This is a genomic window from Streptomyces sp. 1114.5, from assembly GCF_003635085.1.
Taxonomy (GTDB): domain Bacteria; phylum Actinomycetota; class Actinomycetes; order Streptomycetales; family Streptomycetaceae; genus Kitasatospora.
This window is the reverse complement of the sequence record NZ_RBXE01000001.1, coordinates 3,333,116-3,351,316: the sequence shown is the minus strand read 5'-3', so window position 1 is coordinate 3,351,316 and position 18,201 is coordinate 3,333,116. Positions and strand designations below refer to the sequence as shown.

At 73.7% G+C, this 18,201-nt stretch carries 15 protein-coding genes; 7 read left to right on the top strand and 8 right to left on the bottom strand.

The window, feature by feature from the left end:
• The first annotated feature begins 139 nt into the window (after positions 1-139).
• From BX285_RS14890 to BX285_RS14880, 3 genes are read left to right on the top strand one after another with little or no spacing between them, the layout of a single operon-like run.
• Entirely contained in the window at positions 140-943 is an 804-nt protein-coding gene (locus tag BX285_RS14890) for an ABC transporter ATP-binding protein (RefSeq protein ID WP_121175381.1), read from the top strand.
• Positions 930-1,916 (top strand): ABC transporter permease, encoded by a 987-nt coding sequence (locus BX285_RS14885; RefSeq protein WP_121175380.1) that lies wholly within the window; start codon positions 930-932, stop codon positions 1,914-1,916. Before BX285_RS14890 ends, BX285_RS14885 begins: the two co-directional genes overlap by 14 nt.
• Positions 1,917-1,926: 10 nt before the next feature.
• The gene (locus tag BX285_RS14880; RefSeq protein WP_121175379.1) at positions 1,927-2,664 is read left to right on the top strand and encodes a sirohydrochlorin chelatase; all 738 of its coding nucleotides are present in this window, start codon (positions 1,927-1,929) and stop codon (positions 2,662-2,664) included.
• Positions 2,665-2,932: 268 nt separating this feature from the next.
• Here the strand turns inward: BX285_RS14880 and BX285_RS14875 are convergent, their stop codons facing one another.
• A complete protein-coding gene (locus BX285_RS14875; protein WP_121175378.1) occupies positions 2,933-3,952 on the bottom strand; it encodes a hypothetical protein in 1,020 nt (339 codons plus the stop codon).
• 114 nt (positions 3,953-4,066) lie between these two features.
• On the opposite strand from BX285_RS14875, the gene BX285_RS14870 reads away from it, so the two are divergent.
• On the top strand, positions 4,067-4,945 hold the full coding sequence (locus tag BX285_RS14870) for a helix-turn-helix transcriptional regulator (protein ID WP_097238418.1): 879 nt from the start codon (positions 4,067-4,069) through the stop codon (positions 4,943-4,945).
• A 67-nt stretch (positions 4,946-5,012) separates the two neighbouring features.
• Here the strand turns inward: BX285_RS14870 and BX285_RS14865 are convergent, their stop codons facing one another.
• The 3 genes from BX285_RS14865 to BX285_RS14855 form a co-directional block, all read right to left on the bottom strand.
• The gene (locus BX285_RS14865) at positions 5,013-6,797 is read right to left on the bottom strand and encodes a DEAD/DEAH box helicase (RefSeq protein ID WP_398900315.1); all 1,785 of its coding nucleotides are present in this window, start codon (positions 6,795-6,797) and stop codon (positions 5,013-5,015) included.
• A gap of 71 nt (positions 6,798-6,868) precedes the next feature.
• Complete coding sequence (locus tag BX285_RS14860) at positions 6,869-7,075, bottom strand: cold-shock protein (protein WP_030060364.1); 207 nt, start codon at positions 7,073-7,075, stop codon at positions 6,869-6,871.
• Positions 7,076-7,371: 296 nt separating this feature from the next.
• A complete protein-coding gene (locus BX285_RS14855) occupies positions 7,372-9,549 on the bottom strand; it encodes an MMPL family transporter (protein ID WP_121175376.1) in 2,178 nt (725 codons plus the stop codon).
• A 452-nt stretch (positions 9,550-10,001) separates the two neighbouring features.
• On the opposite strand from BX285_RS14855, the gene BX285_RS14850 reads away from it, so the two are divergent.
• Together BX285_RS14850 and BX285_RS14845 are read left to right on the top strand one after the other, a co-directional pair.
• A complete protein-coding gene (locus tag BX285_RS14850; RefSeq protein ID WP_121175375.1) occupies positions 10,002-10,895 on the top strand; it encodes a phosphotransferase enzyme family protein in 894 nt (297 codons plus the stop codon).
• Positions 10,896-11,086: 191 nt separating this feature from the next.
• Entirely contained in the window at positions 11,087-12,127 is a 1,041-nt protein-coding gene (locus BX285_RS14845) for a polysaccharide deacetylase family protein (RefSeq protein WP_121175374.1), read from the top strand.
• Positions 12,128-12,242: 115 nt separating this feature from the next.
• On the opposite strand, the gene BX285_RS14840 is transcribed toward BX285_RS14845, so the two are convergent.
• The 4 genes from BX285_RS14840 to BX285_RS14825 all read right to left on the bottom strand — a co-directional run bounded on the left by BX285_RS14840 (position 12,243) and on the right by BX285_RS14825 (position 15,587).
• A complete protein-coding gene (locus BX285_RS14840; protein ID WP_097238414.1) occupies positions 12,243-12,728 on the bottom strand; it encodes a GNAT family N-acetyltransferase in 486 nt (161 codons plus the stop codon).
• Between the two features lie 23 nt (positions 12,729-12,751).
• Positions 12,752-13,453, bottom strand: coding sequence for an exonuclease domain-containing protein (locus BX285_RS14835; RefSeq protein WP_121175373.1), 702 nt, complete (start codon positions 13,451-13,453; stop codon positions 12,752-12,754).
• Between the two features lie 257 nt (positions 13,454-13,710).
• Positions 13,711-14,253: a GNAT family N-acetyltransferase gene (locus BX285_RS14830; RefSeq protein WP_310794208.1), complete on the bottom strand. Its 543-nt coding sequence runs from the start codon at positions 14,251-14,253 to the stop codon at positions 13,711-13,713.
• Between the two features lie 59 nt (positions 14,254-14,312).
• A complete protein-coding gene (locus BX285_RS14825) occupies positions 14,313-15,587 on the bottom strand; it encodes an SAV2148 family HEPN domain-containing protein (RefSeq protein ID WP_121175372.1) in 1,275 nt (424 codons plus the stop codon).
• 445 nt (positions 15,588-16,032) lie between these two features.
• Between BX285_RS14825 and glgX the strand changes: the two genes are divergently transcribed.
• Positions 16,033-18,168, top strand: a complete 2,136-nt coding sequence (gene glgX / locus BX285_RS14820; RefSeq protein WP_121175371.1) for a glycogen debranching protein GlgX — start codon at positions 16,033-16,035, stop codon at positions 18,166-18,168.
• Positions 18,169-18,201: the final 33 nt, after the last annotated feature.

Genomic DNA, 18,201 nt, shown 5'->3' with positions numbered 1-18,201 from the left:
TCCCTGACTCCGCGGTCCGGCCCCCGCCCTCCCGGTCGATCCCCGATCGATGCCCACCGGGACGGGTGGGGGCCGGGCCCCGGCTCCGCTTCGCAGCCCTCGCCAGTCTTGCCAGACCACTCACGCAGGAGGTGCCCGGATGTCCTCGGCACTGACCACCTCGGCGCACGCCACCGGCGTCGACGCCCACGACGGCGCCCCCGCCGTCCGGATCTCGCACGTGCACAAGTCCTTCGGCCGCCCCGGCGCCCGGACCCACGTCCTGGACGACATCACCCTCGACGTCGCGCCCGGCGAGTTCGTCACCCTGCTCGGCGCCTCGGGCTGCGGCAAGTCCACCCTGCTCAACCTGGTCGCCGGCCTCGACAAGCCCAGCGCCGGCAGCATCGAGGTCCCCGGCGGCCGCCCCGCGCTGATGTTCCAGGACCACGCGCTCTTCCCCTGGCTCACCGCCGGCAAGAACATCGAACTCGCCCTCAAGCTGGCCGGTCTGCCCCGCCCGGAGCGCCGCGCCGAAGCCGAACGGCTGCTCGAACTCGTCCGTCTGGACGGCGCGTACGGCAAGCGGGTGCACGAGCTGTCCGGCGGCATGCGCCAGCGCGTCGCGATGGCCCGCGCCCTCGCCCAGGGCAGCAAGGTGCTGCTGATGGACGAGCCGTTCGCCGCGCTCGACGCCATCACCCGGGACGTCCTGCACGACGAGATCACCCGGATCTGGGCCGAACGGCAGCTGTCCGTCCTGTTCGTCACCCACAACGTGCGCGAGGCGGTGCGCCTGGCCCAGCGCGTCGTCCTGCTCTCCTCCCGCCCCGGCCGGGTCGCCCGCGAGTGGCGGATCGACCTGCCGCAGCCGCGCCGCATCGAGTCCGCGGGCGTGGCGGACCTGTCCATCGAGATCACCGAAGAACTGCGTGGGGAGATCCGTCGCCATGTCCAGCACTGACACCACGCTGACCAGCACCGGCACCGGCACCGGCACTGACACCACGCTGACCAGCACCGGCACCGGCACCGGCACTGACACCACGCTGACCAAGCCCGCCGGCGACACCGCCGCCCGCGACACCGCCGACGTCGGCGCCGGCCTGGACGCCCTCGACGCCGTCACCGCCCAGCGCGGCAGCCTCGGCGAGGCGCTGCGGAAGAAGGCGCTGCCGCCGCTGCTCGGCGTGCTCGTGGTGCTCGCGCTCTGGCAGGGCGCCTACAGCCTGCACCTCACCTCCTCGTACAAGCTGCCCAGCCCCGCGGACGTCTGGCACTCCGCCCAGGACCTCTGGTACCAGGGCACGCTGTTCTCGATCATCTGGACCAGCGTCTGGCGCGGCCTGTCCGGCTTCCTGCTCGCCGTCGTGATCGGCACCCCCGTCGGCCTGGTCGTCGCCCGGATCAAGCCGGTGCGCGCAGCGATCGGGCCGGTCCTGCAGGGCCTGCAGTCGCTGCCCTCGGTCGCCTGGGTGCCGGCCGCGGTGATCTGGCTCGGCATCAACGACTCGATGATGTACGCGGTGATCCTGCTCGGCGCCGTCCCGTCGATCGCCAACGGCCTGGTGGCCGGCATCGACCAGGTGCCGCCGCTGTTCCTGCGCGCCGGCCGCACCATCGGCGCCACCGGCCTGAACGGCGCCCGGCACGTCCTGATCCCGGCCGCCCTGCCCGGCTACCTCGCCGGCCTCAAGCAGGGCTGGGCGTTCTCCTGGCGCTCGCTGATGGCCGCCGAACTGGTCGCCTCCTCCCCCGACCTCGGCCGGGGCCTGGGCCGCTTCCTGGAGGACCAGCGCGAGTTCTCCGACATGTCCGGGGTCCTGCTCGGCATCATCCTGATCCTGTTCGTCGGCATCGCCATCGAGCTGCTGGTGTTCACCCCGGTCGAGCGCCGGGTGCTGCGCAACCGCGGCCTGCTGGCCACCGGCAAGTGAGGCACCGCTGATGCCCGCCCTCCTCCTCATCGCCCACGGCAGCCGCGACCCGCGCCACGCCGCGACCGTGGCCGCCCTCGTCGAGGAGGTGCGGGCCCAGCGGCCCGGCACCGAGGTCGCCACCGCCTACCTGGACCACTGCGCCCCGCGGATCCCGCAGGTGGCGGGACGGCTGGCGGACGCCGGGGACGCGGTGGCCGTACCGCTGCTGCTCAACCGGGCGTTCCACGCCAAGCACGACATCCCCGCCGCCCTGCGCGCCGCCGGCTCCCGACTGCCGGTGGCGGAGGTGCTGGGGCCGTCCCCGCTGCTGCTCGCCGCCCTGGACCGCCGGCTCGCCGAGGCCGGCCTGGACGTCACCTCGCCCGCCGTCCGCGCCCGTACGGGTGTCGTGCTCGCCGCCGCCGGTTCCTCCGACCCGGCCGCCGACGCCGCGACCCGCGCGGTGGCCGCCGAGTGGCGCCGCACCCGCGGCTGGGCCGCCGTCGAGGTCGCCTACGCCTCCGCCACCGGCCCCCGCGTCCCCGACGCCCTCGCGGCCCTGCGCACCGCGGGAGCCGAGCGCACCGCCGTCTCCCCCTACCTGCTCGCCCCGGGCCTCCTGCCGGACCGCATCACGGCCGCCGCAGCCGGGGCGGACGTCCTGGCCGACACCCTCGGCCCCGCCCCCGAGCTGGCCACCCTCCTGCTGGAGCGCTACGACGAGGCCCGCCAGACGGTGCAGACCGTCCCGGCCCTGACTGCCTGAACTCTCCAGAGGCAAACCGGACCAGCAGTCACGGAGCCTCCTTCCCCGCCCGGTGGGCGCGCTCGGCGTCTTCGACGGCTGGCCAGTGCCGCGCCCGCTCGACGTGCAAGTCGACCCGGACTGCACGCTCCTCCTTCCGGTGCTGCTGGTACCGCGCAGCCGCTGCGGCGATCAGCGAGTGACGGCGCGCGGCAGCGCCGGCGGCGCGCGGCAGCGCCGGCGGCGCGCGCGGCCGGGACCGTGCGCGCCGTCGAAGCGAGGCGGCCGCTCAGATCCGACGCAGGGTGAAGGTGTCCGTCGGGTGGCCCGAGGCGGCACCGGCGAGGCCGCCGGAGAGCTGGTAGAGGCTGCCGCCCGGGCCGGCGACGGGGGCGGTGGGGGTGGCGTCGGCGGAGGGGTGGACGGCGGCGATGCGGGCGGTGCGCCAGTGGTCGTCGGAGCGCAGTTCGACCGCGGCGTCGCGGCCGGCCCCGAAGAGGGCGTTGGTGATGCCCGCGATGGACCCGTCCGGGCGGCCGAGCAGGCCGTCCAGGTGCAGCAGGGAGGCGCCGCCGGCCACCTCGACGCGCCGCACGGCGGCCGGGTTGCGGAGCGGCACCTGCCACAGCGTGCCGTCGTCCCACTTGCCGATGACCAGCCGGCCGTCCCGGTGGACGATCCCGTTGAGGCCGTACGAGCCGGAGTCGGCGGCCAGGCGCTGGTCGCGCAGCAGGACGGAGCCGGTGCCGTCGGGGGCGACCCGGTAGACGACCGGGGCGAAGGAGTCGGTGACGTACGCGGTGCCGTCGGGGCCGAGCGCGATGTCGTTGGCGAGGTGGTTCCCGCCGTCGGCGGCGACGGCGGCGAGGTCGGTGTAGAAGAGGCGGCGGCCGGTGTCCAGGTCGTAGGCGCCGATCCCGGCGAGCCTGCCCTGGGTGGCCGCGCTGCTGCGCTCGCCGATGCCGTTGTCGAGGTTGGTGACCAGGACCCGGTGGCGCAGCGGGTCGATCCGCAGGCCGGCGATCTCGGTCAGCGTGCCGGGATCGTCCACCAGGGTGCGGACGTTGCCGTCGGTGCCGACGGCGGAGACGGTGCCGTGCCGCAGCGAGCCGAGCAGGAAGCGGTGGTGGGTGGCGTCCCAGACGCCCGACTCGGGCACCAGGGTGGGCGCTTGGCCGGTGATGACAGCCGGGGCAGGCCGGTCGGCGGGGGCGGCCGCGGCGGGCAGGGTCGCGGCCGTGCCGAGCAGGGCGGTGAATGCGGCCGCGACCAGGGTGCGGCGGAGAGTACGGTGCTGACGGTTGCTCATCGGAAATTCCTCTGCACGTGCGGTCCGTTGACGTGGTCAAGCCTCGCCCGGCCGGGCCGGCCGCGGCAGTGCGTGGGAATACTGGTAGTTCGACTACCAGGGAGGACGGGGGAGATGGTCGAGCTTGAGGACGCCCAGGAGCGCCGGACGGCGCTGTCGAGTTTCCTGCGCAGCCGCCGGGCGCGGCTGACGCCGCAGGACGTGGGGCTGGCCCCGGGGGTGCGGCGGCGTACACCGGGGCTGCGGCGGGAGGAGCTGGCGCTGCTCGCCGGGGTGGGGGTGACCTGGTACACGTGGCTGGAGCAGGGGCGGGACATCCACCCGTCCCCGGAGGTGCTGGCGAGCCTGGCCCGGACGCTGCGGCTGGACCGCGCGGAGACGGCGTACCTGTTCCGGCTGGCGGGCAGCCACCCGCAGGACGGTGAGGTGGCCGCGCCGGGGGACGTCCCGCCGCCGCTGCTGCGGCTGATGCACGCGCAGTGGCCGGCGCCGTCGTTCGTGATGGACGCCAACTGGGACATCCGCGCCTGGAATCCGGGCGCGGACGCGCTGTTCGGCCTGACCGGCCGGCCGCCGCAGGAGTGCAACCTGGCGTGGGTGGTGTTCGGCAACCCGGTGCACCGGGCCCGGGTCGAGCACTGGGAGGAGCACGCCCGCCGCTTCCTGGCGCAGTTGCGCTCGGCCTACGCGGAGCGCGGCGGGGAGGCGACGGCGGTGGGGCGCCGGCTGGCCCGGATGATCCGGCAGGTGCGGGGCGAGTACCCGGAGGCGGACCGCTGGCTGGACGAGCACCAGGTGGCGGAGCGTTCGGGGGCGGAGAAGCTGATCCGCCACGAGGTGGTGGGGGTGCTGCGGATCGACCAGCACGTGCTGCTGGCCGCCGAGGGGCTTCAGCTGATCGTGATGTCGCCGCGCGACGCGGAGACGGAGGACCGGCTGCGCCGCCTGGCCCCGGCCCCGGCTGCTGCCGCTGCTACGGCAGCCGTGGTCTGAGACGGCAGGCGCCCCGGGCCCCTCTCGGTGAGGGGGCCCGGGGCGCCTGCCCGCAGGTACGGATCCGTCAGTCGAAGGAGCGGCGCTGGCGGCCGGTCCCGTAGTTGCCGCCGGACTTGGAGCCGCTGCCGGGCTTGGCGCGGCCGGAGGAACGGCCGATGAAGCCGGCCGCCTGCGGGCGCTCGCCCTGGGCGGCGCCGCCCATCCGCTGCTTGGGGCGGGGGCGGCGCGGGTTGCCGTTCATGTCGACGTCGGTGGGCAGCCCGGAGCGCTTGCCGGAGCGGCGGCGCGGGCCGCCGGCCTTGGCGCCCCCGCGCCCGCCCGGCTTGTCCTCCGCCGAACCGCCCGAGCCGGCCGAAGCGCCCGTACCCGCCGCGGCGGCCGTCTGGGCCACCGGTACGGCCAGGGTGACCGGGACGCCGCTCGGCGTGCGGGCGCCGGTGATCCGGGCCAGGTCGGCGTCGCCGGGGCGGATCTTGGTGGTGGTCGGGCGGATGCCGGCCACCGTCATCAGCCGGCTGACCTCGCGGCGCTGCTCGGGCAGCACGAGGGTGACGACCGTGCCGGACTCGCCGGCCCGGGCGGTGCGCCCGCCGCGGTGCAGGTAGTCCTTGTGGTCGACGGGCGGGTCGACGTTGACGACGAGGTCCAGGCCATCGATGTGGATGCCGCGCGCGGCGACGTTGGTGGCGATCAGCGCGCTGACGTGGCCCTCGCGGAACTGGTCGAGGACCCGGTTGCGCTGCGGCTGGGACTTGCCGCCGTGCAGGGCGGCGGCCTTCACGCCGTTGGCGAGCAGCTGCTTGGCGAGCCGGTCGGCGCCGTGCTTGGTGTGCACGAACATGATCACGCGGCCGTCGCGGGAGGCGATGTGCGCGGTGGCGGAGGCCTTGTCGGCCGGTTCGAGCTGGAGGACGTGGTGGTCCATGGTGGTGACCGCGCCAGCCGACGGGTCGACCGAGTGAATCACCGGGTCGTTCAGGAAGCGCTTGACCAGCCGGTCGACGTTGCGGTCCAGGGTGGCGGAGAACAGCATCCGCTGCCCGCCCTCGGCGACCTGCTCCAGCAGCTTGGTGACCTGCGGCAGGAAGCCCATGTCGGCCATCTGGTCGGCCTCGTCCAGGACGGTGATCGCCACGTCGGAGAGGTTGACGTCACCGCGCCCGATCAGGTCGTCCAGCCGGCCCGGGGTGGCGACCAGGACCTCGGTGCCGCGGCGGACGGCGTTGGCCTGCTTGTTGATCGACATGCCGCCGACGACGGTGGTGATCCGCAGGTTGACGGCGGTGGCGTACGGGGTCAGCGCCTCGGTGACCTGCTGGGCCAGCTCGCGGGTGGGCACCAGGACGAGCGCCAGGGGGTACCGGGCCACGGCGCGCTGTCCGGCGGTGCGGGCGAGCAGCGGCAGGCCGAAGGCCAGGGTCTTGCCCGAGCCGGTACGGCCGCGGCCGAGCACGTCGCGCCCGGCGATCGAGTCGGGCAGCGTGGCGCCCTGGATCGGGAACGGCTCGGTGACGCCCTGGCGGCCGAGCGCGGAGAGGATCCCCTTGGGGAGCTCCAGCTCGGCGAAGGTGGCCGCCGGGGGCCGCGAGGGGCTGGCCTGGACGACGGTGAAGTCGGCGGCCTCAGGCACGGTGGTGCGGGCCTGCTTGGGGGCGCCGGCGCGGTTGCGCGGCTTGCGCGGGCCGCCACCACCCGCCGTGCGGCGGCTCTGGTCGGTGCTGCGGGGGCCGCGGTCGCGCGGCGTACGGGCAGGGGTGGTCACGGGATCTCCATGCGTCGGTCGGCAGCCCGCGTCGCGGACTGGTCGGCCGTCGGAAGGAAGTTCGCCGCCCCGGCCGTACGGCGGCATGAGCGGGGGCCCGCACCGTGCGGTGCGGGCCCCCGCCTCGCGATGATCGCGAGTCAGCGTGGAGGCTGACGTCAGCCGATGATCTGGATGTTCTCGGCCTGCGGGCCCTTCTGGCCCTGGGTGACGTCGAACTCGACCTTCTGACCCTCGAACAGCTCACGGAAGCCCTGAGCCTGGATGTTCGAGTAGTGGGCGAACACGTCGGCGCCGCCACCATCCTGCTCGATGAAGCCGAAGCCCTTTTCGCTGTTGAACCACTTCACGGTGCCGGTAGCCATAACCGTCTCCTCTAAAACTGGGGCATCAGGGATCCACACCTCGTGAATCCCCAAGTAGCCGCGATCCCCATCCGGAGACTGAAACACCGGACAAAACAAATGCGCCTGTTGGTTGGAACCAGCAGGCGCACATACACGTTCATGGGAACCAAAACTGCAACTGAGTCGACTGTAGCACGCCGACACCCCGGGCGACCGGGGTTTTTACGCTGAACAGATCACGTTTGGCGCCCCTGGGAAAGGGGCAGGCGGCGGCCCGCCGAAGCGGGCCGCCGCCTGCCCTGGGGAGCGGTCCGTCAGCGTCGGCCGGCCGGCTCCGGCACCCCGTGCGCGTCCGCCAGCGGCGCCGGGCCCGCGCCGTGGCCGGGGTCAGCCCCGTGGCCGGGCCACCAGGCCTTGTTGCCGATCAGCGCGGTGAGCGCCGGAGTGAAGAACATCGCCATCACGAAGGCCGCCAGGATGATGCCGAAGGCCATCGCGAAGCCGAACTCCAGCATGAAGACGTTGCCCGCGAGCATGAAGGTCGCGAAGGACGCCGCCAGGATGAAGCCGGCCGCCGCAACGGTCGGGCCGCCGTGGCGCAGTGCCTCGCGCGCCGCCTCACGCGGGCTGCGACCCTCCCGGGCCTCTTCGCGGAGCCGGGCGATGATCAGGATGTTGTAGTCGGTGCCGATCGCCACCACGAAGAGGTAGATGAGGATCGGCAGCATGAACATCAGGCCGGTCTCGCCGCCGATGCTCTGGAAGAGCAGCGTGGTGGCGCCGAGGGTGGCGGTGAAGCCGAGACCCACCGAGGCCATCAGGTACCAGGGGGCGACCACGCTGCGCAGCTGCAGGGCGAGGATGAGCAGGATCAGCAGACCCGCGATCGGGAAGACCAGCTTGTAGTCGTGGGCCATCGCGAGGTTGATGTCCTTGTAGACGGCGGTCAGGCCGCCGACCTTCGCCGAGGTCCCTGCCGGTACCTGGTCGTGCGCGACCTCCCGGAGCTGCGTGAGGGTGTCGATCGCCTCGTTGCTGTCCGGCTTGTGGGTGAGCATGACGGTGAAGTCGGCCGTCACGCCGTCCGCGCTGAGCTGGGGCTTCGGCGCGGCCTGGGCCACTCCGGGCACCCCGCCGAGCTTGGCGGCGTAGGACTCGAACGCCCCCGGGTCGAGCTTGGCGCCGCTGGTGTTGGTCAGGTAGACGTGGGTCGGGTCGGCCGCACCGGCGGAGAAGCCGTTGATCATCTTGTCCTGGACGACCATCGACTCCTTCTCCTTGGGCATGGAGCTGCCCGCCAGGTCGAAGGTGCCGTTGTAGCTCAGGGCGCCGGCGGACAGCGCCAGCAGCACGCCGCCGGAGGCGATCGCGACCACGGCCGGGCGCTTCTGCACCATCCGGCCGAGCGCGGCGAAACGCGCGTCGTTCGGCTCCCGCATCCACTTCTTGCCGGGCCAGAACACGGCACGGGCCGGGATGACCGCGAGCAGGGCGGGGGCCAGGGTGAGCGAGGCGAAGGCGGTGACCACGACGGCGATGGCCAGGGCGGGGCCGAGGGCCTTGAACATGCCCAGGCTGGAGAGGATCAGCACAGCGAACGCGACCGTGACGGCACCGGCGGCCGAGGCGATCGCCTCGCCGACCCGACCGACCGCGTTGGCCACGGCCTCCTTGCGGTCGTCACCGGCCCGCAGCCGCTCGCGGTAGCGGAACGCCAGGAAGAGGAAGTAGTCCGTGCCGACACCGAGCACGACGACGATCAGGATCGCCGAGAGGACGGGGGTGGTCTCAAGGCCGAAGGCCTTGGTGGCGTGGTTGATCAGGCCGTTCGAGGTTGGCATGGCGACCACGAGCGAGACCAGGAGCGGCAGGATGCCGGCCAGGATGCTGCGGAAGATCAGCCCGACGATGATCGCGACCAGGACGATCGTCGCCATCCCGATGAGGGCGTCGGCCGACCCGGAGGCCTCCTGCTGGTCCAGCGACTGAGCGGCGGCGCCGCCGAGCTGGAACTTGACATTGGTGTCCGAGGCGAGTGCCTTGCCCTCCTCGCGGAGGTGCTTGGCGACATCGCCGAACGCCTTGGGGTCCTGCTGCTTGGTCTTGTCGATGGCTATCGGGGCGAGCGCGTACTTGCCGTCCTTGGACGTGGTCTGCTCGCCGACCGGGATGATCTTCTCGACGGCCTCGATCTTCTTGTCCGTGAGGCCCTGGACGATCTTGGCCATCGCGGCCTTGTCTTCGCTGTTCAGCGGGCCACCGTCGTTGCGCTCGAAGAGCGCCAGCGCGGACGGCGTGAAGCTGGACGGGAAGGCCTGCTCCTGGAGCTGCGCCGCCTGGATGGACTCGTAGTGCTTGGGCAGGAATGCGGACTCGTCCGTCTGGGAGGTGACCGTCGGCGCCGACGCGACGATGGCGATCATCGCAACGACCCACGCGGCGATCACCCACCACGCGCGACGAACGACGAAGTGTCCTAGTCGGTGGAACATGCTCGATGCCTCCTGGGCATGGTTCACCGCAGCCCTTGGGGGACGGGACGCTGGGCGACGGCAGGACCGGCCGGGAGTGCCTGGAGGCACACCCTTGCCGGTCGGCAGGTAAGTAGGTTTGGGCATCATCCTACGAGTACTTGCTTGCCGCCCGGCAAGGAGCCCCCGTAATCCAACCCCCGTACGAGGCCGCCCCCGAACGGCCCCGACCCAGTTTCTCCCGAGCGCGCACCCGTTGACCTCGTGCTCCGGGTGGAGTCATCTCCCCCTCAGGGTGGAGGTTCGTCCCCTACCCCTGAGGAGGAGTTCTCGGGGTCGGGCGCCCGGGAAAACCCCACCCCGCCCCCGAGACGGGGCCCGGGGCGGCCTGCCCGCACGATCCGGCGCCCGTGCGTCATGATGATCACCGTCCGGGGACCCCCGGCCGAACCACGGCGGAACGGAGCCCCGTCATGATCCCCTTCGACGAGGGCCGCGCCCGGCTGCTGCTGGCCCGCGCCTGCGAGTCCGCCGGGCTGCCCGGCCCCGGCGACGCCCGGCTGCTCGCGCTCGGCGAGAACGCCGTCTTCGACCTCGGCGACCCGGCCGTGGTCGCCAAGGTCGGCCGCGGCCCCGAACTGCACGACCGGGCCCACCGCGAACTGACCGTCGCCCACTGGCTGGCCGGGCAGGGCGTCCCGGTGGTGCGCCCGTACGACGCGGTCGCGCCCGAGCCGCAGTCCGCCGACGGCCACCCGGTCACCTTCTGGCACCGGCTCGCCCCCGCCGTCCGCCCGGCCCGCCCGGTCGACCTCGCCCCGCTGCTGCACGCCCTGCACCGGCTGCCGGTGCCGCCCGTCCCGCTCGGCCGGCGCGACCTGCTGGCCCCGGTCGAACGCTGGCTGGCCTCCGCCGAGGGCCACGTCGACCCCGAGGACGTCGCTTTCCTGCGCCACCGCCGCGCCGCCTTCGAGGCCGCCCTGCCCGACCTCGTCCCCCGGCTGCACCCCGGCGTGATCCACGGCGACGCGCTGCCGCGCAACGTCCACGTCGGACCGGACGGACCGGTCCTGCTCGACCTCGAATTCGTCGCCGACGACCTGCGCGAACACGACCTGGTGGTCCTCGCCCTCGCCCACGACCGCTACGGGGTGCCCGCCGAGGAGTACGACGCCTTCACCGCAGCGTACGGCTGGGACGTGCGCGAGTGGCCCGGCTTCGCGGTGCTGCGCGGGGCCCGGGAGACCGCCAGCGCCTCCTGGGTCGCCCAGCAGGCGGCGAGCAACCCGGCCGCCCTGGCGGAGTTCCGGCGCCGGGTCGACTCGCTGCGGGACGGGGCCACCGGGGTGCGCTGGTACCCGTTCTGAGGCCGGGCCGCCGCCTCGGTGGCGGGCCGGTACCGCGAGCGGCGGGCGGACGCCAGCCGGGGCGGGTGTGAGAAGACTCCCGGCGCAGGCCGGTCCGGCGCGCAACCGGGACACGTACGCTCGGCGTCCTATCGGACAGTCATCCTGACCCGAGGGATCGGCACCGTACTCGTACCTCAGGAGCCGCCGCCATGCACCGGACCGCCCGCCGCCCCTGCGCCCCGAACCGCCCGTCCCGCTGCCGGCGTCGGCTGATCGCGGGCTGCGCCGCCGTGGCCGCCGTCCTGGGACTGGCCGCCTGCGGGACCGCCAGCGGGGCCCTGCAGTCGCCGGCGCCGAGCACCACCGCGCAGCCGCCGGTCGCCGGGCAGCCGAACGGGACGGCCGCGAGCACCATCGCGCCGACGCCCGGCTCCGACGGTCTGCCCCCGGTCTCCTCGTCCGGACCCTCCGGCTCGCCCGGCTCCTCCGCTCCGAGCGTCCCCGCCGCGCCCGCGACGCCGCGCACGCCCGCGGGCCCGACGCCGTCCTCCTCCGCGGCGCCGTCCTCCCCCGCGGCGCCGACCACCACTCCCGTCCCGGGCTCCCCCGCCGCGGCTTCCTCGCCCGCGGCGCCGCCCCCGCACCCCGGGGCGGGCACCGTGATCGGCTCCACCGCCTCCGGCGGCCGGACCGTCGCGCTCACCTTCGACGACGGCCCCGGCCCCGCGACCGGCCAGATCCTCGACCTGCTCGCCCAGTACCACGCCAAGGCCACCTTCTGCGAGATCGGCCAGAACGCCGCCGCCAACCCGGCCGTGGTCAAGCGCGTCCTGGCCGCCGGGCACCGGCTCTGCGACCACAGCGTCCACCACCCGCAGCCGTTCGCGAAGCTCCCGCACGACAAGGCCGTGTACGAGATCACCGCCGCCCGGGACATGATCGTCCAGGCCGGCGGCCCCGGCACCCGGGTCGACTGGTTCCGGGCTCCCGGCGGCGGCTTCAACGCCGACAACGAGCAGGTCACCGCGAGCCTCGGCATGGGCTCGCTCGGCTGGTCCGTCGACCCGCGCGACTGGTCCCGCCCCGGCGTGCCGGCCATCGTCTCCACCGTGCAGAAGCAGCTCAAGCCCGGCGGGGTGATCCTCATGCACGACGGCGGCGGCGACCGCAGCCAGACCGTGGCCGCACTCAAGCAGCTGCTGCCCTGGCTGGTCGCCCAGGGGTACACCTTCGACTTCCCGGCACAGTAGGGCAGTTGACGGGCAGCCCTGAGGCCGGCTGCGGGACCGACCGCGGCCCCAGCCCCGCCGAACTCGACGCCGCAGTCGCCTGACCTGCGGTGACACCGCCGCCCGCCGGGCCAGGTCAGGTCAGGTCGAGCCGGTAGACCTGCCGGGAGCCGCCCTCCGGGCCCGGGTCGGCGGCCTCGGCCGGGGTGAAGCCCAGCCGCTCGTAGAACACCCGGGCGCCGCTCGTCACCGCGCCGGGGTGGTCGAGCCCGAAGGTCACCACCTCGACGGTGGCCGGGGCCCGGACACCGTGGCGGCGCAGCGCGTCCGCGACCAGCGCCCGGCCGACGCCGGCGCCCCGGGCGCGCCCGGTGACGACGAGCCAGTGCAGGTGGTGCCGCGGCGGCTGCCCCTCCCCCGGGGCCCGGCCGAACAGCAGGCCGCCGAGCAGCCCGCGCCCCTCCCCGTCCTCGGCCACGGTGGCCCGGCCCCGCTCGATGCTCCTGAGCACCGCACGGTGGAAGCCCGGCTCGGCGACCATCGGGCCGAACCAGTGCTCGACCTCGGCGGCGAGGGCGAGGAAGCCGGGCAGGTCTGCGGGGCGGGCGAGGCGTACGGTCATCCGGGCAGTGTGTCAGCGGCCGGCTACCGGGCGGGCCAGCGCGGGTCGACCACTGCCTGCGGGTCCTTGTCGCGGCGCAGCCAGGCCTGCAGGCTCTCCGCCCAGTCCCGGTACCAGCCGATCTGCCGCCGGTGCAGTTCGGCCGGTGCCACCTCACCCACCTCGGCCGGGTAGCGCCCGGCCAGGGCGACGGCGACCCGGACGGCGGCCAGCGCGTCGCTGCCGGCCTCGTGCGCGTCCGTCAGCTCCACCCCGTACACCTCGCAGACCCGCTGCAGGGTGCGCGAGCCCTTGCGGTACTTGTCCACGGCCCGGTCGATCACCAGTGCGTCCAGCACCGGCCCGACCGGCCCGCCCAGGCGCTCCGCGAGCGTGGCCAGCCCGTGCCGGCTCAGCTCGGCGTCGAGCAGCGACAGGTCGAACGGCGCGTTGAACGCCACCACCGGCCGGCCGTCGGCTATCCGCCCGCACAGCGCGGCGGCTATCTCCTCCACCGCCTCCTTCGCCGGCCGCCCCTTGCTCCGCGCCACCGCGTCCCCGATCCCGTGGATCGCCTCCGCCTCGGCGGGTATCGGCACCCCGGGATCGAGCAGCCAGTGCGCGGCGCCCACCCGGGCGGCCCCGACGGTGTCCACGAGCGCGGCCGTGACGATGCGGTCCACGGCCGGGTCGGTGCCCGTGGTCTCCAGGTCGAAGCCGACCAGTGGCTGCTGCCACCAGCTCATCAGGTGTGTCCTTCCGTCCTGCCTCTCGAAACAGCCCCTATCATCACCCGCCCCACCGACAATCCGACCCACGGGCCCGGCCCCGCCCCCACCTGCCGGGCCGGAATCAGGGAGTTCCCCGGGGTTCCCCGGGCGGACGGGCATAGGGCCCGCCGGTCCGCGGGCCGGCGCGAAGTCAGGTGGTCCGCAAGCTGCTTGAGCTCTCGACGACGGGCCCGGGAACCTGTCGTGACCGGGACGGAGGCGGGGCGGAATCGTTACCGCACCAGGCGGCGGTCCTCGGTGTGGACGTCGACGTCGAGCCCCGCGCGGGTTCGGGCCGGCTCCGGGGTGCCGGCGAAGGCGGGCTCGGGTGCCGGGCGGTGCATGTGGACGTCGACGGGGTCCTCGTGGACGACGGTGAAGCCGTGCCGCTCGTAGAGGCGCTGGGCGGCGCTGCCGCGCAGGACGACGAGGCGCACCGCTTCTCCGGCGGCGTCGGCCTCGGCGAGGAGGCGGCGCAGGACGGCGGTGCCGAGGCCGCGGCCCTGGAGGTGCGGGGCCAGGTAGAACAGCTCCAGGTGGCGTCCGCCCCGCTCGTCGGGGCGGACGGTGACGGAACCGGCGAAGACGCCCTCGACCAGCAGCACGGACGTCCACCGGGTGGAGAAGGAGTCGCGGACGCGGCGGCGGGAGCGGTCCGGGTCCCAGCGGCCGAGGCGTTCCAGGTCGGCGCGCATGACCTGTTCCTTGAGGTCGGTGACGAGGTCGAGGTCGGCGGACGCGGCGGGTACCAGGGTCCAGGCGGGGAGGCTGTTCACGGCCCGCAGTCTGGCAGTCCGGTCATCCCGCGACCACGGACTTTCTCGGCATGCGGGCGTCAGGAGACGGACCGGGAGTCCCCCCAGAGCCCTTCGAACTCCTCGCGGTAGACCTCCAGCAGCCCGGGCTCGGTGCCGCCGGGCTGCTGGCCGGCGCCGCCGCGCAGCACCAGTGCCGGGGACTCCATGCCGCGGGCGCGGCGCAGGTAGGGCTGGATGACGCCGAGGTCGCGGCTCTGCCGGCGCCCGCCGGCCTGGCCGGTGGTGCGGGGGCCTTCGACCAGGTAGGCGGTGAAGCGCGGGGTCTCGTCGAAGACCCGGATCTCGAAGCCGCCCTGGTCCCGCAGCCGGGCCCTGACCCGGCGCACGTGCATGATGTTCATCTCGATGGAGCGGGACAACTCGCCTCTTCCGAGGCCCAGTTCGCGTTCGCGTCGGCGCACCGCGCTGCTCGCCGGGTTGAGGAAGAGCAGCCGTACCCGGCAGCCTTCGCCGGCCAGGCGCACCAGGCGCTTGCCGGTGTAGTTCTGGCAGAGCATGCCGAGGCCGATGCCGAGCGCGTCGAGCCGCCGGGCGCCGTCCAGCAGGTCCTCGACGGGCAGGTCGCGCTGGAGCCGGACGCGGTCGGCGTGCACCGCGACGACGTCCGCGTACCGGCCGGCGACCAGGGACTCCACCACGTCGGCGGGCACGCCGCCCGCGCCGCCGTCCAGGACGGCGAGCAGCCGGGCGGCGGCCCGTTCGGTCTGGGCGAGGACGGTCTGGGTGAGCACCCGGTTGCGGGAGACCACGTGCCGGGCGACCTCCAGTTCGTCCAGGGCGAGTTCGATCTCGCGCCGGTCGGCCAGGTACGGCTCGAAGCAGGGCCAGTGCTGGACCATCAGCTCGCGCAGCTGGGGCAGGGTGAGGAAGACCAGCGGGTCGTCGTCGGCCGGGTCGAGCAGGTAGCCCTTGCGGCGGCTGACCTCGCGGACGGCCCCGGCGCGGTGGGCCCATTCCTCGCCGGCCGGTCCGGCGGCGGCGGCGACCCAGTCCTCGCCGTGGGCGGGGGCGTAGATGGGGTGCAGCACCTCGTCCACCAGGGAGCGCAGCCGCTGTTCGACCAGGTTGAGCCAGACGTAGGCGCGTCCGGAGAGCCGTACCCGCTGGTAGGACTCCTCCCATTCGCCGGCGGACCAGGCCAGTGCGGGTATCTCCACCGGCCCGCTCTGGGCGGGGACCAGGGTGCGGCCGGTCAGGGTGGGGCGCATGACGACCGTGGGCGCCTCGCTGCGGGTCGCGCCCCGGTGGGGGCCGTCGGGCCCGGAACCAAGGCCGCCAGCAGGGAACACCATGCGCCACCTCATCTGCGGCTGACCCCCGCGGGCGCGGGGGCCGTTGACGGGCCGTTGACAAGCACCGGTCGGCCGGGGCGGCCGGACGATCAAGGGTACTGCCCGCCGAGAGCGGCCCGCAGCCGGATGGTCGACGGCTCCGGCGGGCCCGCCGGTCGACTCCCGCCCGAGCCCGTGCCCGCACCCCGCCCGCAGCACGCCCGCACCCTCGCCTGCGCCAGGGGCAGTACCCGCCGGCACCAGGGGCCCCGATCTTCACAGGAATACCCGTCGGCCACTCGTTCGGACCAACCCGGGCCGGTTCTCCCGGCCGCCGGGGGAGGGCTCGGGAAGTATGCGCTGTGCCGTGCGTCACGGCGCGCGAGCGCGGCACCTGCCCGGCCGCGCCGGACTTATCGTCGGACTACACGCCAGTTTCGGTTTGCAGCAAGGAAGTTGAGGAGCCATGCAGGTCTGGCCCGGTACGCCCTACCCGCTCGGCGCCACCTACGACGGGGCCGGCACCAACTTCGCGGTGTTCTCCGAGAGCGCCGACCGCATCGAGCTGTGCCTGCTCGGCGAGGACGGCTCCGAGACCGCCGTCGAACTGCGCGAGACGGACGCCTTCGTCCGGCACGCCTACCTCCCGGGCGTCCAGCCCGGCCAGCGGTACGGCTTCCGCGTGCACGGCCCGTACAACCCGGGCCTGGGCCAGCGGCACAACAGCGCCAAGCTGCTCCTGGACCCGTACGCCAAGGCGATGAGCGGGCACATCGACTGGGACGAGTCGGTCTACGGCTACCACTTCGGCGCCCCCGAGCGCCGCAACGACCTCGACTCCGCCCCGCACACCATGCACTCGGTGGTGATCAACCCGTACTTCGACTGGGGCACCGACCGCCCGCCGCGCACCGACTACCACCGCACCGTCATCTACGAGGCCCACGTCAAGGGCCTCACCCGGCTGCACCCGGGCATCCCGGAGGAGATCCGCGGCACCTACGCGGGCCTGGCCCACCCGGCGGTGATCGAGCACCTGGCCAAGCTCGGCGTCACCGCCATCGAGCTGATGCCGGTGCACCAGTTCGTCCGCGACCACCGGCTGCGCGACCTCGGCCTGGCCAACTACTGGGGCTACAACACGATCGGCTTCTTCGCCCCGCACTCCTCCTACTCCTCCACCGGCGACCGCGGCCAGCAGGTGCAGGAGTTCAAGTCGATGGTCAAGGCCCTGCACGCGGCCGGCATCGAGGTGATCCTGGACGTCGTCTACAACCACACCGCCGAGGGCAACCACCTCGGCCCGACGCTCTCGCTGCGCGGCCTGGACAACGTCTCCTACTACCGCCTCGCCCAGGACCAGCGCTTCTACGAGGACACCACCGGCACCGGCAACAGCCTGCTGATGCGCAGCCCGCACGTGCTCCAGCTGATCATGGACTCGCTGCGCTACTGGGTCACCGAGATGCACGTGGACGGCTTCAGATTCGACCTCGCCGCCACCCTCGCCCGGCAGTTCCACGAGGTGGACCGGCTCTCCTCCTTCTTCGACCTGGTCCAGCAGGACCCGGTGGTCTCCCAGGCCAAGCTGATCGCCGAGCCCTGGGACCTCGGCGAGGGCGGCTACCAGGTCGGCAACTTCCCGCCACTGTGGACGGAGTGGAACGGCATGTACCGGGACACCGTGCGCGACCTGTGGCGCGGCGAGAACGCCACCCTCGCCGAGTTCGGCTCCCGGCTCACCGGCTCCTCGGACCTCTACCAGGACGACGGCCGTCGCCCGATCGCCTCCATCAACTTCGTGACCTGCCACGACGGTTTCACCCTGCGCGACCTGGTCTCCTACAACGACAAGCACAACCAGGCCAACGGCGAGGACAACCGCGACGGCGAGTCCTTCAACCGCTCCTGGAACTGCGGCGTCGAGGGCCCCGTCCCCGACCCGGCGGCCGAGCCGGCCGTCGAGGAGCTGCGGGCACGTCAGCAGCGCAACTTCATCGCCACCCTGATGCTCTCCCAGGGCGTGCCGATGCTCTCGCACGGCGACGAACTCGGCCGCACCCAGCTGGGCAACAACAACGCCTACTGCCAGGACAACGAGCTCACCTGGGTGCACTGGCCCGAGGGCGACGGCCCGCAGGCGCGGCTGCTGGAGTTCACCCAGGGGATGATCTGGCTGCGTCGCGACCACCCGGTGTTCCGGCGCCGGCGGTTCTTCCACGGCCGGCCGGTGTCCGCCTCCGGCGGGTTCGACGACCTCACCGACATCGCCTGGTTCACCCCGACGGGGGAGGAGATGACCAAGCGCAACTGGGGCGCCAGCTACGCCAAGTCGCTGACCGTCTTCCTCAACGGCTACGCCATCTCCGAACCGGACCGGCGCGGCGGGCGGATCGTCGACGACTCCTTCCTGCTGATGTTCAACGCGCACTTCGAGCCGTTGGAGTTCACCGTGCCCGCCGGCCACGGGCAGGAGTGGCGGGTCGTGGTGGACACCGCCCAGCCCCGGCTGCCGGCCCCGGGCACGGGGGCGCGGGTCAAGGCGGGCGACACGCTGTGGCTCATCGACCGCTCGCTGATGGTGCTGCAACGGCCGGCGTAGTGGGCTCACGGCATCCGCGATCGGTCACCCGTT

Bases quoted from the DNA above. Each gene is read 5' to 3' on its own strand.
- BX285_RS14890 (WP_121175381.1), top strand. From the start codon at position 140: ATGTCCTCGGCACTGACCACCTCGGCGCACGCCACCGGCGTCGACGCC.
- BX285_RS14885 (WP_121175380.1), top strand. From the start codon at position 930: ATGTCCAGCACTGACACCACGCTGACCAGCACCGGCACCGGCACCGGC.
- BX285_RS14880 (WP_121175379.1), top strand. From the start codon at position 1,927: ATGCCCGCCCTCCTCCTCATCGCCCACGGCAGCCGCGACCCGCGCCAC.
- BX285_RS14875 (WP_121175378.1), bottom strand. From the start codon at position 3,952: ATGAGCAACCGTCAGCACCGTACTCTCCGCCGCACCCTGGTCGCGGCC.
- BX285_RS14870 (WP_097238418.1), top strand. From the start codon at position 4,067: ATGGTCGAGCTTGAGGACGCCCAGGAGCGCCGGACGGCGCTGTCGAGT.
- BX285_RS14865 (WP_398900315.1), bottom strand. From the start codon at position 6,797: ATGCCGCCGTACGGCCGGGGCGGCGAACTTCCTTCCGACGGCCGACCA.
- BX285_RS14860 (WP_030060364.1), bottom strand. From the start codon at position 7,075: ATGGCTACCGGCACCGTGAAGTGGTTCAACAGCGAAAAGGGCTTCGGC.
- BX285_RS14855 (WP_121175376.1), bottom strand. From the start codon at position 9,549: ATGTTCCACCGACTAGGACACTTCGTCGTTCGTCGCGCGTGGTGGGTG.
- BX285_RS14850 (WP_121175375.1), top strand. From the start codon at position 10,002: ATGATCCCCTTCGACGAGGGCCGCGCCCGGCTGCTGCTGGCCCGCGCC.
- BX285_RS14845 (WP_121175374.1), top strand. From the start codon at position 11,087: ATGCACCGGACCGCCCGCCGCCCCTGCGCCCCGAACCGCCCGTCCCGC.
- BX285_RS14840 (WP_097238414.1), bottom strand. From the start codon at position 12,728: ATGACCGTACGCCTCGCCCGCCCCGCAGACCTGCCCGGCTTCCTCGCC.
- BX285_RS14835 (WP_121175373.1), bottom strand. From the start codon at position 13,453: ATGAGCTGGTGGCAGCAGCCACTGGTCGGCTTCGACCTGGAGACCACG.
- BX285_RS14825 (WP_121175372.1), bottom strand. From the start codon at position 15,587: ATGGTGTTCCCTGCTGGCGGCCTTGGTTCCGGGCCCGACGGCCCCCAC.
- glgX (WP_121175371.1), top strand. From the start codon at position 16,033: ATGCAGGTCTGGCCCGGTACGCCCTACCCGCTCGGCGCCACCTACGAC.